The organism is uncultured Marinobacter sp. (assembly GCF_913055835.1).
In the GTDB taxonomy this organism is placed as follows: Bacteria; Pseudomonadota; Gammaproteobacteria; order Pseudomonadales; family Oleiphilaceae; genus Marinobacter.
On record NZ_CAJXKQ010000023.1, the window covers coordinates 1 to 13,368 of the forward strand.

11 protein-coding genes are annotated in these 13,368 nt (G+C 56.3%); 3 read left to right on the forward strand and 8 right to left on the reverse strand.

All coding sequences use genetic code 11. From position 1 onward, the window contains the following. Positions 1-289 precede the first annotated feature (289 nt). The 4 genes from purT to QZ534_RS12815 are packed head-to-tail and all read right to left on the reverse strand — an operon-like array spanning position 290 to position 2,806. Positions 290-1,480, reverse strand: a complete 1,191-nt coding sequence (gene purT / locus QZ534_RS12800; protein WP_296934856.1) for a formate-dependent phosphoribosylglycinamide formyltransferase — start codon at positions 1,478-1,480, stop codon at positions 290-292. Positions 1,481-1,498: 18 nt separating this feature from the next. Next, the gene (locus QZ534_RS12805) at positions 1,499-1,687 is read right to left on the reverse strand and encodes a DUF1289 domain-containing protein (protein ID WP_296934857.1); all 189 of its coding nucleotides are present in this window, start codon (positions 1,685-1,687) and stop codon (positions 1,499-1,501) included. Further along, entirely contained in the window at positions 1,684-2,217 is a 534-nt protein-coding gene (locus QZ534_RS12810) for a gamma carbonic anhydrase family protein (protein WP_296934858.1), read from the reverse strand. The genes QZ534_RS12805 and QZ534_RS12810 overlap by 4 nt, the downstream gene beginning before the upstream one ends. Before the next feature lies 1 nt (position 2,218). Then, a complete protein-coding gene (locus QZ534_RS12815) occupies positions 2,219-2,806 on the reverse strand; it encodes a CoA pyrophosphatase (RefSeq protein ID WP_296934859.1) in 588 nt (195 codons plus the stop codon). A gap of 97 nt (positions 2,807-2,903) precedes the next feature. Here QZ534_RS12815 and QZ534_RS12820 point away from each other — a divergent pair, with 97 nt between their 5' ends. After that, entirely contained in the window at positions 2,904-3,455 is a 552-nt protein-coding gene (locus tag QZ534_RS12820; protein ID WP_296934860.1) for an NUDIX hydrolase, read from the forward strand. Between the two features lie 9 nt (positions 3,456-3,464). Here the strand turns inward: QZ534_RS12820 and QZ534_RS12825 are convergent, their stop codons facing one another. Together QZ534_RS12825 and purL are read right to left on the reverse strand one after the other, a co-directional pair. Continuing rightward, positions 3,465-3,776: a YqfO family protein gene (locus tag QZ534_RS12825; protein WP_296934861.1), complete on the reverse strand. Its 312-nt coding sequence runs from the start codon at positions 3,774-3,776 to the stop codon at positions 3,465-3,467. A 416-nt stretch (positions 3,777-4,192) separates the two neighbouring features. Next, the gene (gene purL / locus QZ534_RS12830; protein WP_296934862.1) at positions 4,193-8,098 is read right to left on the reverse strand and encodes a phosphoribosylformylglycinamidine synthase; all 3,906 of its coding nucleotides are present in this window, start codon (positions 8,096-8,098) and stop codon (positions 4,193-4,195) included. A 281-nt stretch (positions 8,099-8,379) separates the two neighbouring features. Between purL and mltF the strand changes: the two genes are divergently transcribed. Further along, a complete protein-coding gene (gene mltF / locus QZ534_RS12835) occupies positions 8,380-9,894 on the forward strand; it encodes a membrane-bound lytic murein transglycosylase MltF (RefSeq protein ID WP_296934863.1) in 1,515 nt (504 codons plus the stop codon). A gap of 19 nt (positions 9,895-9,913) precedes the next feature. Here mltF and QZ534_RS12840 read toward each other — a convergent pair whose 3' ends face one another. Beyond that, on the reverse strand, positions 9,914-10,384 hold the full coding sequence (locus tag QZ534_RS12840) for a regulatory protein RecX (protein ID WP_296934864.1): 471 nt from the start codon (positions 10,382-10,384) through the stop codon (positions 9,914-9,916). Positions 10,385-10,561: 177 nt separating this feature from the next. Between QZ534_RS12840 and QZ534_RS12845 the strand changes: the two genes are divergently transcribed. Further along, the gene (locus tag QZ534_RS12845; RefSeq protein ID WP_296934868.1) at positions 10,562-13,027 is read left to right on the forward strand and encodes a DUF349 domain-containing protein; all 2,466 of its coding nucleotides are present in this window, start codon (positions 10,562-10,564) and stop codon (positions 13,025-13,027) included. 13 nt (positions 13,028-13,040) lie between these two features. Here the strand turns inward: QZ534_RS12845 and QZ534_RS12850 are convergent, their stop codons facing one another. Continuing rightward, complete coding sequence (locus QZ534_RS12850) at positions 13,041-13,304, reverse strand: late competence development ComFB family protein (protein ID WP_296934872.1); 264 nt, start codon at positions 13,302-13,304, stop codon at positions 13,041-13,043. Between the last annotated feature and the right edge of the window lie 64 nt (positions 13,305-13,368).

Consider the following 13,368-nt stretch of genomic DNA (forward strand, 5'->3'; position numbering starts at 1 on the left):
ACGAATTACTTGGTTAACTTTTTAAAGAGCGTTTGAGCTGTTGCTCAATCAAGGCCGCGTATTCTACATCGTTCCGCTGCCTTGTCAACCGTTTATTTGAAGAATCTTGAAACTCGTTTTCTTCAGTACTTTCAAACAGTTGCATCGCTTCGGGAGACCGCCGTAAGTGGCTTGTCCCTCGAAAGAGATGCGCATTCTACAGACCTCTCAGAAGGTGTCAACGGTTGGTTTTGAATTTTTTCAAGAAAGCTCAAAACTTCTCTTTATGACACCGGAATCGGAAAATAATTCACGTTTCGACGATGACCGATTGTGCAGCGCTGCGCGCCTTCTTTCGCGCGTCCTCCAGGGAAGCACCTTTTGCCAGTGCCACACCCATTCGACGTCGCCCCTTTAATTCTGGCTTTCCGAAAAGACGTAACTGGGTGTCCGACTCCGAAAGCGCCGCTTCAAGCCCAGCATAAGAAACCTCTGCTGAATCTCCTTCAGGAAGAATCACCGCCGAAGCTGACGGGCCGGTCTGACGTATCGAGGGAATAGGCAGACCCAGAATCGCCCGCGCATGGAGCGCAAACTCGGAGAGGTCCTGAGAAACGAGAGTTACCAGCCCGGTATCATGAGGGCGTGGCGATACCTCAGAGAACCAAACGTTGTCTTCTTTGACGAAGAGCTCGACACCATAAATGCCATACCCACCAAGATTTTCCACCACAGCACGGGCAACCTCGGCCGAACGCTCATAGGCCAGCGGCGCCATCGGCTGGGGCTGCCAGGACTCACGGTAGTCTCCGTCTTCCTGCCGATGTCCTATGGGCTCACAAAACGAAACTCCATCCCGGTGCTTTACGGTCAGCAGCGTTATCTCGTAATCGAAGTCCACGAAACCCTCGACGATCACCCTTCCCTTGCCAGCGCGCCCGCCAGACTGCGCATATTCCCACGCGGCTTCAATGTCATCCTCGGTCTTAACCGTACTTTGCCCTTTGCCCGAGGAACTCATAACCGGCTTAACGACCAGCGGTAGGCCGATTTCCTGAACGGCAGCAAGGTATTCCTCCCGGGAACCTGCAAAGCGATAGGGTGAGGTAGGCAATCCAAGCTCTTCTGCCACAAGTCGACGAATCCCCTCACGGTTCATTGTCAGGTTTACCGCCCTCGCCGTTGGAATAACGTGATACCCCTCTTCTTCCAACTTGACCAACTCCGGCGTTGCTATGGCTTCAATCTCAGGAACAATCAGGTTCGGTTTTTCCTGCTCGATGACGCGGCGCAGACTGACGCCATCCAGCATATCGATGACATGGCTCCGATGAGCCACCTGCATGGCCGGTGCATCGGCATAACGGTCCACGGCGATCACCTCAACGCCATAGCGTTGAAGCTCAATGACAACTTCCTTACCAAGCTCACCGGATCCACAGAACAAAACCCTGAAAGCGTTACCTTTGAGAGGAGTACCAATTCGAACTGAGTCAGTCATGATTTACCAACACCTATGTTAGCCGTGAACCAAGGAACCTTTTTCGCGCTCCGCCACTTTCCGGAGCACCTCGCGCCGCTCGTCGTCATCCATCCTGCTCCAGAAAGTGATCTCATCACCACTCCGATGGCAGCCCACACAGATGTCATTTTCATCAAGCGCACAGATGCTCACGCAGGGCGAGCGAACTTTGTCAGCGACACTCATTTTTTCGGCTCGCAGGGCTTGAGCTCTTCGGCATAGCGACCAGCATTCTGTACGTAATGCTGCGCACTCATTTCCAGCATCTTCTTCTGGTTATCGTTGAGTTCCCGTTTGATCTTGCCAGGAGACCCGACAACCATGGAACCGTCCGGTACTTCCATTCCCTCTGGAATCAGGGCATTGGCGCCAATCAGGCAATGCTTGCCGATCTTCGCTCCATTAAGCACAACCGCGTTGATGCCAATCAATGAATAGTCTCCGATCTCGCAGCCGTGAAGCATAACCTTGTGGCCAACCGTTACGCCCCTTCCAAGCGTAAGCGGCATACCCGGGTCGGTGTGCAGAACGGAACCGTCCTGGATATTCGTTTCCGGCCCTATCGTGATCAACTCGTTGTCGCCACGGATCACCGCGTTGAACCAGACGCTGGCCTTATCCATCAGCCGGACCCGGCCAATCACCGACGCATTCCCGGCTACAAAGTGCCCCTCACCTTCCAACTCCGGCGTTCGGTCGTTCAACTGGTAAAACATCTCAACCTCCTTCAGGCGGTTCAAGCAAGTCAATTCCGGCATCGTACACAGCGTTCAGAAAATCAACCAGAACCACTGCCGACAGCCCCCAGATTTCGTAGCGCTCCCACCGATAGCAGGGCACATAGAACGTATGATTCAGGAAATTCAGAGCGTCTGTGCGCTCGCGCCGATCCTCAAGGAAAAAAGAGAGAGGCACACGAAATACACTTTCGATTTCGTGAGGGTTCGGCTCCAGAGGATGATCTCCGGGGATCACGCCCACGTACGGAGTAACCAGGATCCCATAACGGGACATCACCTGGCTGAGAGGTGCAACAATCTGCACCTGGTCTGGAGGTAGTCCAATCTCCTCGTGGGTTTCACGCAGCGCAGTTGCTGCCAGGGACGGATCCTCAGGATCACGTTTCCCGCCAGGATAAGCTACCTGCCCGCGATGAGTGCTCAGATTCTCAGATCTGAGCGTAAAAATCATTTCAGGGTTGCGGTGATCATCGGTTATCGGAACCAGAATCCCGGCCTCGGGATAATCCAGCGCCAGCTGCCGCGGCGCATAGCCGGCGAGGCGCTCGGCAAGTAAATCACGCAATGTTCGTCTCCACGTTACATCCGGAGGTTGGATGAGACAGAGGCAGCCGGGATCGTTAAACTGACTACCAAACCAATTTCAGTATACGGGGAAAATCATGAAGTACTGCAGCACATGCGGCCAGCCGGTTGAACAACGCATCCCCGAAGGCGATAACCGTCACCGCTATGTCTGTGTCAGCTGCGATACCATACATTACCAGAACCCTCGCATTGTCGCCGGCACCGTTCCCGTATGGGAGGGCCAGATACTGCTGTGCCGGAGAGCGATCGAACCGCGCTACGGCTATTGGACGCTGCCCGCCGGATTCATGGAGAACGCAGAAACCACCATTGAGGCCGCTGAGCGGGAAACTATGGAAGAAGCCCTCGCTGAGGTGAATATTGAGGGTCTCTACTCAATCATCGACGTTCCGCACATCAACCAGGTTCACATGTTCTATCGGGCCACCCTGAAAGACGGTCAATTCGGGGCTGGTGAGGAGTCTCTGGAGTCCAGGCTGTTCGGGCTGGACGAAATCCCCTGGGAAGAAATCTCCTTTCCAACCGTTAAGCGTACCCTGGAGCTATTCCTCGCCGACTACCGGCGCGAATCCTTCGGTGTCCATGTGAGCGACATCCGCCACCCCATGTCGAAAGACCGCAAATAAGGCCGCCGACTACAGCTCCTCCATTCGATAGACTTCGTAAGCGGGCTCTTCATAGGGATGGGCCCGTTTGAGGGCTGCGAGGGCATCCTGTATCAGCTCGTCTGCACAAACCAGCTCAACCTTATACTCATCCACTGCTTCGATTTCACCGGCTTTTCCGAGAAACGGGTCGCTTCCCTCAAGTGGACGAAACTGCCCCTTTCCCAGACTCTGCCAGGCACAACAATCGTAATCACCAATACGGCCAGCCCCGGCATCGAACAATGCCTGCTTGGTTTGCTCAACATGGGTTTCCGGAACGAAATAACACATCTTGTACATCGAAAATCCTCCCTGGGATCGGATATTTTTTGTACAGATTAATAGCTTAGACACTTACCCACAGAATCTGTGGATAACTCTGGGGAAAGTTTTTGGGAACACGCCCCCAAACCCCGTAATCACTGCACTTCCGTTAAATTGGCGACAAAATCACCTGATTCATTTATTCTAAATTTTTCAATAGCTTATAACTTTTGCGCAAAAGTTGAACCGATTTCCCGGTCTTTGTTCACAGAACAAACAAGAAGGCACCAGCAATGTGCATAAAAATACTGAGTCAAGGGAATTTTTGCCATTTTCTCCGAACTTTTCCCTTGAAAAACGCCCAGAAACGGGGCAGCCAATAAAAAAGCCGGCTTTGGAGAAAACGCTCCTGTTGAGCGTATCCAAAACCGGCTCTTTCCTGGCGCGGGAAATTAACCGAACCAGCGTCTCGCATTCCGGAACATACGAATCCAGGAACCGTCTTCTTGCCATTCTGACGGACGCCAGGAATGCTGAACAGCCCGGAACACCCTCTCCGGATGCGGCATCATGATGGTAACCCGGCCGTCACGGGTGGTTACCCCGGTAATTCCGGCTTCCGAACCATTCGGGTTATAGGGATAACGAACCGTTGCCTGCCCCCGATTATCCACGTAGCGCAACGCCACAAGCTCGTTCTCGGAGAGCGCGTCTGCCGATGTGCCGCTGGCAAATTCAACCCTTCCCTCGCCATGGGCAACCGCAATGGGCATGCGAGATCCGGCCATGCCGTCCATGAACGCAGATGGCGATGGCATCACTTCAACCATAACCAGCCGTGCTTCAAACTGCTCGGACTGGTTGCGTACGAAACGAGGCCAGCCTTCGCTGCCTGGAATCAGCTCGTGCAGGTTGGAGAGCATCTGACAGCCATTGCACACTCCCAGCGCCAATGTATCCTGGCGATTGAAGAATGCCGCAAACTGGTCCCTGACCCGATCACTGAACAGGATTGACTTGGCCCACCCTTCACCGGCGCCCAAAACATCACCGTAGGAGAAACCGCCACAGGCAACCAGACTATTAAATCCATCCAGCGTAACCCGACCAGAGAGCAGATCGCTCATGTGCACGTCTACAGAATCAAACCCGGCGCGATCGAACGCTGCCGCCATTTCAACCTGGCCATTTACACCCTGCTCTCGCAGAACTGCAACCTTAGGACGGGCTCCCTTGTTGATATAGGGGGCGGCTACATCTTCGTTGATGTCGTATGAAAGCTCGGCGTGAAGACCGGGATCTTCCGCATCAAGGAGGTTATCGAATTCTTCACGGGCGCAATCGGCGTTATCACGGAGCGACTGAACGCGGTAGCTGGTTTCAGCCCACAGACGCTGAAGCTCCACGCGGGACTCGTCAACCACTGTGCCACCTTCAAAGGTGAGGCGCAGGCTATCGGTATCATTCGGGCTACCAATCACGCTTATGTAGTCGCCAAGACCCGCGGCAGAGAATTGCTGAAGGACAAAACCGGTGTCTTCCCTGCGCACCTGGATAACAGCACCCAACTCTTCGTTGAACAACTCCCTGGCAAACTGGCTTCGATCTTCGGCAAGACCATCGAGCTTGATATCGACACCACAACGGCCGGCAAAGCACATTTCGGCCAAAGTGACGAACAGACCACCGTCGGATCGGTCATGGTAGGCCAACAGCTTACCGTCTGTGTTCAGCCCCTGAATGACCGCGAAGAAAGCCTTGATGTCCTCGGGATCGTCCAGGTCTGGCGCTACGGCACCGACCTGACGGTAAACCTGGGCCAGAGCAGACCCACCCAGGCGGTTCTGGCCTGCAGCCAGATCCACCAGGATCAAATCAGTCTCGCCGGCATCGTTAACCAGTTGGGGCGTCAGGGTTCTGGCAACATCGGTTACCGGCGCAAAGCCACTGACAATCAATGACAGCGGTGCAGTCACACTTTTCTGTTCGCCGTTGTCTTCTTCCCACATGGTTTTCATGGACATGGAGTCCTTGCCGACCGGGATCGTAATACCGAGCTCTGGGCACAATTCCATGCCTACCGCGCGAACAGTTTCGTAGAGATTTTCATCCTCGCCCGGATGTCCGGCAGCCGCCATCCAGTTTGCCGACAGACGGATATCGGACAATTTTCCGATGGGCGCGGCCGCCATATTGGTAATAACTTCACCCACGGCCATGCGGCCGGACGCAGGGGCATCAATCGTCGCAACCGGTGTGCGCTCGCCCATGGCCATAGCTTCACCGGTACGGACATCGAAGGAAGTGGCTGTGACAGCCACATCGGCGACCGGCACCTGCCAGGGGCCCACCATTTGATCCCGTGCCACCAGGCCGGTAATGGTCCGATCCCCGATAGTAATCAGAAAACTCTTGGAGCCGACGGACGGCAGACGCAGAACGCGGCGAATCGCGTCGTCCAGATCGATTTTGGTGGAGTCGAATATGGGCTTGGTGAAGGACGCGCGACTGACGCTCCGGTGCATGCGAGGCGGCTTGCCGAACAGTACTTCCATCGGCAGGTCGACCGGCTTGTCATCAAAGTAGGAATCAGCCAGCTCAAGATGATGAGCCTCTGTCGCTTCACCAATCACCGCATAAGGGCAACGCTCACGGCGGCAAAGGGCATCGAACCGCTCCAGATTTTCCGGAGCCACGGCCATCACATACCGTTCCTGGGATTCGTTACACCAGATCTCCAGCGGTGACATGCCCGGCTCGTCACTGGGAATATCGCGAAGCTCGAATTTGCCGCCGCGGCCGCCATCTTTCACCAGTTCCGGCATGGCATTGGAAAGACCGCCGGCACCAACATCGTGAATAAACGCGATGGGGTTCTCGTCCCCCATCTGCCAGCAACGGTCGATCACTTCCTGGCACCGACGCTCCATCTCCGGGTTATCCCGCTGAACCGACGCAAAATCCAGGTTTTCGTTACTGGAACCCGAATCCATGGAAGAAGCAGCGCCGCCACCAAGACCGATCAGCATGGAAGGCCCGCCCAGGACGATGAGCTTGGCACCCACCGGGATATTGCCTTTCTCCACGTGCTCTTCCCGAATATTGCCGAGCCCACCTGCAATCATGATCGGCTTGTGGTAACCACGGACTTCCTCGCCAGCGGCACCCGGCACTTTCTCTTCAAAGGTGCGGAAATAGCCGGCCAGATTGGGACGGCCGAATTCGTTGTTGAACGCCGCACCGCCAATCGGGCCCTCGATCATGATGTCCAGAGCTGAAGCAATCCGCTCCGGTTTGCCATAGTTGATTTCCCATGGCTGAGGATCGTCCGGCAGGTTCAGGTTGGAAACTGTGAAACCGGTCAGACCGGCCTTGGGCTTGGAGCCCCGACCGGTCGCGCCCTCGTCGCGAATTTCGCCGCCAGAGCCTGTTGCCGCTCCGGCCGCAGGCGCAATTGCCGTCGGGTGGTTGTGTGTCTCCACCTTCATCAGGATGTGAATATCTTCTTCGTTATACCCGTAGATCCCAGTCTCCGGATCCGGGAAGAAGCGGCCACCCCGGCTACCCCGAATCACCGAGGCGTTATCCTTGTATGCGGATAGGACACCTTCGCTGTTCATTTCAAAGGTATTGCGGATCATCGCAAAGAGAGATTTTTCCTGGCCCTCACCGTCAATATCCCAGGAGGCGTTGAATATCTTGTGTCGACAGTGCTCTGAGTTAGCTTGGGCGAACATCATGAGCTCGACGTCGGTCGGATCCCGCTCAAGATCGGTGAAAGACTTCACCAGGTAGTCGATTTCATCCTCAGCCAGCGCCAGACCCAGGCGTGAGTTCGCCTCAACCAGCGCATCCCGGCCACCTGCCAGAACGGGTACCCGCCCGAGGAGTCGCGGTTCCTCGTGGCTGAACAGCAGCTCTGCCCCGCCCATTTCATGGAAGACTTTCTGGGTCATGCGATCATGCAACAGGGCTGCGATCTTCTCGCGCTGTTCCAGACCAAGCTTGCGCCCCGAACGAATGTAGTAGGCGGTGCCCCGCTCGATGCGGTGAATCTGACGAAGTCCACAATTACGGGCGATGTCCGTGGCCTTGCTGGACCAGGGTGAAAGCGTTCCCGGGCGCGGCACGACCAGAAACAGAACGCCGTCTGGCTCTTCAACCGGCACGCTGGGGCCGTATGTCAGCAATCGGTCGAGTATGGCCTGCTCTGCGTCGGAGAGGTCCGACTCCAGGTCGACAAAATGCATGAACTCTGCGTAGACATGCTCGACTTCAGGCACGATATCCTGAATCCGTGAATGCAATTTGCGGGAGCGGAATGGCGAAAGCGCGGGTGCGCCGCGAAGTTCAAGCATGATATCAACCTGTATCGCGCGAAACGGGGAAGCCTGGGTGCAATTTGAAAGGCCGCCATGATACTCGAAAGCGGGGTCAGGATACAGCGCTTGAAGCGTTAATCCCTGACCGTACAATTGACATTGTTTTGCATATTAATTAACCAGATTTATTGACCAGCCATCCGACACCAAGGATCATTGAAAAGGTGGAAAGGAATTCCACGCTCAGGATAGAAAGGGGTGCAGGTCCGGAAGCGGCTCTGCAGCCAGATGATCCAGACGTGACGGAGATCAGGGACTTGCCCAGAATTCTTGCTGCTTTTACAGGCGCATCCGCCAGGACGCTTCGCTTACTTGGCACCGCCCTACTACTGACTGGATGCTCACAACCCAGCACTCTCCAGGAAATCCGGGATGAGGGGGTGCTGCACGTGATCACCAGGACGGCCCCCTCTATCTACGTGGAAACGGAGGATGGCCCCACCGGCTACGATTACGAGCTGGCAAAGCTGTTTGCCAACGAGCTGGGCGTGAAGCTCCGGATCCGCGTCGCCGATGACAACACTGAAATCCTGTCGGTGCTCGACAAGAATTATGCCCACCTGGGCATGCTGGGGCTTTCCAGTCAGCCGGACACGATCGGTCAGTATCATACCGTGGCTACCGGCATTACTGCGCAATCGATACTGGTTTATAACCGGGACGTGGAGCGACCAGAATCACTGAAAGACCTGGCCGGAAAACCCCTTCATGTGGTGGCCGACAGCAACCATGAGCATCGGCTCACCAAAGCCCGCGGGGAAACTGCGGAGCTTCAGTGGCAAGTGCATCCCGGGCTCGACGCCGCTGGCGTTTTGTCCCGTGTTGAAAGCGGCGAATTCCCCTACGCGATGGTTTCCTCCAATGAACTCGACCTGAACCACGTGTTCTACCCGATGGTGAAGGAGGCGTTTGCGGTTGGGGAACCCGGCGAACTGGCCTGGTTTTTCCCGGCGGCGCAGGATGAATCCCTGGCAAAAGCTGCCCGGCAGTTCCTGGACACCCTGGAGGCCGACGGCACTCTGGCCCAGATCGCCGAGCGCTTCTACGGTCACCTGGACCGGCTCAATTATGTCGGCGCCCGCACCTTCATGCATCATGTGGAAAACCGTCTCCCCAAATACGAGTCACTGTTTCGCGACTACGCCAGGGACTTCAATATGGACTGGAGGCTGCTCGCGGCCATCGGTTACCAGGAGTCCCACTGGCGACCCAACGCGGTGTCTCCCACTGGAGTTCGCGGCCTGATGATGCTGACCCGGAACACAGCCAGCCACATTGGAATCAACAACAGGCTGGATGCGGAGGAAAGCATCCAGGGTGGCGCCAAGTATTTCCGGATCGTGCATGAGAAAATCCCGGAACGTATCCCCGAACCAGATCGCACCTGGTTCGCCCTTGCCTCTTATAATGTTGGTTTTGGGCACCTTGAAGATGCCCGCCGCCTGACAGAGGGCGCTGGAAAAGACCCTGACCGCTGGATGGATGTGAAGGAGTTCCTGCCACTGCTGGCGCAAAAAGAATGGTATACCAAAACCCGTTTTGGCTATGCCCGTGGCCATGAACCGGTGATCTACGTTCAGAATATCCGGCGCTATTACGATGTTCTGGCCCGGCTCAACGAACCGGCCACGCCGGCGCCAGAACAGGAAGAGCAGATCGTGCAGATGGAGGAAAGCCAGAAAGCCGGCGTTCTTTCAGACAGACTGAAGCCAGACGAAAAACTCCGGGCTGGCTTGCCGGCAGAGCTGGGCATGATCCCCCCGACCCTTTGAAGCGGCTTCCCGAAGTGGTCTAGTCAGCACGAGCTTCCAGTGCCCTTTCCACCTGACTGGCGGAATATCCCCGACGATTCAGAAAGCGCGCCTGACGCACTTTTTCGTCCCAGTCTTCACTTAGATCCGCCAGCCCAAACCGTTTATCCCGGATGCCGATAGCTCGCTGGCACCAGTCTTCCTCGGTCATCTCGTCAACACACTCCGGAGTCTTGTGCACCCCACGCTGTTGAAGTTCACCAAGAATCCGTAGCGGGCCATAGCCAAGGTCCATTCTCTGGCGGGCGTAGACGTCAGCAAACCGGTCATCGTCAAGCCAACCCTCTTTCTCGTAGTCATCCAGAACGGCGTCGATAATGTCTCCAGACACCTTTCGCTGACGAAGCTTCAGGCTCAACTCAAGGCGGCTGTGCTCCCTCCTGGCCAGCAGTCTCAGCGCCGTTGCCCGGGCCCGGTAATCCTGATCGTCCTGATTTTCCTGTTTTGCCATACAGACCCTTTCCGCACACGCACACAAAACGCTAGACTAGCCGCGAATTTTTCGACTGGTCAGCACCTCAGACTGACCCGTCAAACTACCCGGCATCCCCAACCGGAGGCCGATGGCCGGTGGCGGTCCAACTTTGCCCGACACCGTGAACTGGTTTCAACACCCAAGGATACTCTTATGGCCGCGTTCATCCAGAAACTGTTCAGATCCCGCAAGACAACCGAGGCAACACCCAAACAGCGGAAAGCCACCCAGCCAGAGCCTGCCGAACAGGAGGATACCCGAGCCAGTCAAAGAGAAGAACAGCTGGGAACCCTTGAGGGTTCGCCATCGCAGAATGTTCTGGCGAAACTGGCGATTGAGGGGGTCACAGCCGATATCCGACAGGCTGCCGCCAGCAAGCTGACCGATGAAAGCTGCCTTCAGGAAGTTCAGAAACGGGCCAAAGGCCGGGATAAGGGCGTCTACCAGATCGTTAAACTCGCACTTCAGGAGCGGCGCGAAGAACAGGCACGATTGGCCAGTATAAGTCAGACCATCGCCACCCTAATTCGCCACGCCGAGGACCAGGCAAGAAGCGACGACACCAAGCTTTACGAGGCGAGGCTTGATGCCCTGCTGAAGCAATGGACAGAGGTGGAAGAGTACGCCACACCGGAACAGGCGCAAACGTTCCTGGAAGCGGTTCACCAGTGCAGGGAGCGCATTACGGACCTTCAGTCAGCGGCAGAAGATGAAAAGCGCCGGCGCGAGCAGCAGCGCCAACGCCAGGAAACCCTCGATCTGCTGACCCGCACACTGGATGACCTCAAGTCGCAACCGCCAGAGACACTGCCCTCACTAGCGTCTCTGGATGCACTGCAGAAAACCCAGGAAAACCGATGGCTGGAAGCAACACGGGATACAGCCGTAGACAAGCAGGAACAGAAATCCTACGAGACCGCGATGCTGGCACTGCGCAACTACCTCAACGCTGTTCGCAGGATTACCCAGGACAAAGAAACCATTCTCGAACTCGGCGCTGCGCTCGACGGTGAAGGCGATGCCACGGACGAGCAGCGCGCCCGGGCAAAAACCCTTATTGCCGAGATCAACTGGCCGGAAGGTTACCCTGTCCCTGCACTGGTTGAGCCTTTGCGAAAACTGGCAGGAAAACCCAGGGCATCGAGCAAGCCCGGTGTTGATCAGGAACAGCAGAAGGGCCTGGCAAATCGCCTTGAAGCCGATCTCAAAAAGCTGGAAGAAGCCCTGGAGGCCAAGCAGCTTAAAGAATCAAAACAGCTGTTCAAAACTGCCCAGCAGTACTTCCGCGATCTGGACCAGCGACACGCCAAACCCTTTCAGGCCCGGATCCAACTGCTTAACGGTCAGTTGAGAGAGCTCTCGGACTGGCAGGGCTTTGCGACCGAACCGAAGCAGATTGCCCTGTGCGAGCAGATGGAATACCTGGCAGACCAACCTATGGATCCTGAAGCAAAGGCAGAGCGGATCAAGGAACTGCAGAATGAATGGCGCGACCTGGGCGGCTCTTCAGACCGGACTCTCTGGTCGCGCTTCAAGGCCGCGTCCGACAAGGCCTATGAACCCTGCAAAGCCTACTTTTCTGCAAAGTCCGGCCTGAAGCAGGCCAATCTGGAAAAGCGGTCCGCCATTTGCGAGCAGCTTGAAAGCTTTCTGAACAATGCTGACTGGTCCTCGATCGATTGGAAGGCCGCCGAGCGCATTCATCAGACCGCCCGCCAGGAGTGGAAGGAAGCCTGGCCAGTGGAGTTCCGGGACAATCGTGCCGTTCAGAAGCGCTTCGATGAACTGCTCAAAAGACTGGAGGCGCCACTGGATGAGGAACGCCGGAAAAACGAAACACTGAAACAGGCGATCGTGGAGAAAGCCGAGGCACTGGTTGACCACGAACCGCTCCAGGAGGCCATGAATCAGGCCAAGGCGCTGCAGGGAGAGTGGCAAGCCATCGGCATTACCCGTCATCGGGAGGACCGGAAAATGTGGCAGGCCTTCCGCAGGGCCTGCGACCAGATCTTTGCCCGCCGCGATGCCGAGCGCACGCAACAGCAGCAGGCATCCCGGGCCGCCGATGAGTCTGCACAGGCGAGTCTCGCGCAGGTTTCAGGGGTATCCTCCGACAGTGATGAGCAGGCGGTTGCGTCAGCGCTGACGACGCTGGGAGAGATCGACGCGTCAAGCTTGTCCAAGGGTGTCAGAGAACAGCTTCAACAGGAAAAGCAGCGGTTGAGCCAGATCCTCTCCACGCTGAAGCTTCAGGCGAAAATGGCCTCGTGGCAGTCTCTGGTGGTGGCTGCCACAAAAGGCGAAACCACCGATGATTCAGCGCCGAAACACTGGTTCGGACTGGCAGAGTCCCCGGAAGCAAGCGATCCGGTCGAGCTGGTGATCCGGGCAGAGATTCTGTGCGGCGTCCCATCACCGGAGTCAGATCAGCAGCGTCGCATGGAAATCCAGGTCCAGCGCCTGGCCGATGGCATGGGGGCTGCGGACAACGGCAACGATCAGATACAGAATGTGGAAAAGCTGCTTGCGAGCTGGTGCCTGGGCGGCATTGGCAAAAATGCCGACACCGGGCTGGCCGAGCGTCTGAACAAGGCCCTCACCAACCTGAACCCGGCCTGATGCGGCCTGCGGTTTACTCCCGCTGATGCTCTTTGACGAACTCCCTGGCCTCTTTCACAGCGGCCAGGGACCTCTGTTTCATCTCCTTGAGCTCCTCGTCGGCCAGATAGAACATCATATCGATTGAATGACGATAATACCGCGTGGGCAGCCGGTTCAGGGCCACGCACATCACATCGGTAAGATAGTCCGCTGTGTCAGACTCCTCCCGCGTTGCCTCAATGGCATCCACCACCAGCCGTTCGTAGAAATTGTCGATCGCATCTCGCAGAGACATGGCTTGCGCCTCCTGAATTCGTCTGCGGTTTCTAACACCATAGAAGCCACCTCTCTCGTTGTCA

Coding starts and splice junctions, on each gene's coding strand:
- purT (WP_296934856.1), bottom strand. CDS start 1,480: ATGACTGACTCAGTTCGAATTGGTACTCCTCTCAAAGGTAACGCTTTC.
- QZ534_RS12805 (WP_296934857.1), bottom strand. CDS start 1,687: ATGAGTGTCGCTGACAAAGTTCGCTCGCCCTGCGTGAGCATCTGTGCG.
- QZ534_RS12810 (WP_296934858.1), bottom strand. CDS start 2,217: ATGTTTTACCAGTTGAACGACCGAACGCCGGAGTTGGAAGGTGAGGGG.
- QZ534_RS12820 (WP_296934860.1), top strand. CDS start 2,904: ATGAAGTACTGCAGCACATGCGGCCAGCCGGTTGAACAACGCATCCCC.
- QZ534_RS12825 (WP_296934861.1), bottom strand. CDS start 3,776: ATGTACAAGATGTGTTATTTCGTTCCGGAAACCCATGTTGAGCAAACC.
- purL (WP_296934862.1), bottom strand. CDS start 8,098: ATGCTTGAACTTCGCGGCGCACCCGCGCTTTCGCCATTCCGCTCCCGC.
- QZ534_RS12840 (WP_296934864.1), bottom strand. CDS start 10,384: ATGGCAAAACAGGAAAATCAGGACGATCAGGATTACCGGGCCCGGGCA.
- QZ534_RS12845 (WP_296934868.1), top strand. CDS start 10,562: ATGGCCGCGTTCATCCAGAAACTGTTCAGATCCCGCAAGACAACCGAG.
- QZ534_RS12850 (WP_296934872.1), bottom strand. CDS start 13,304: ATGTCTCTGCGAGATGCGATCGACAATTTCTACGAACGGCTGGTGGTG.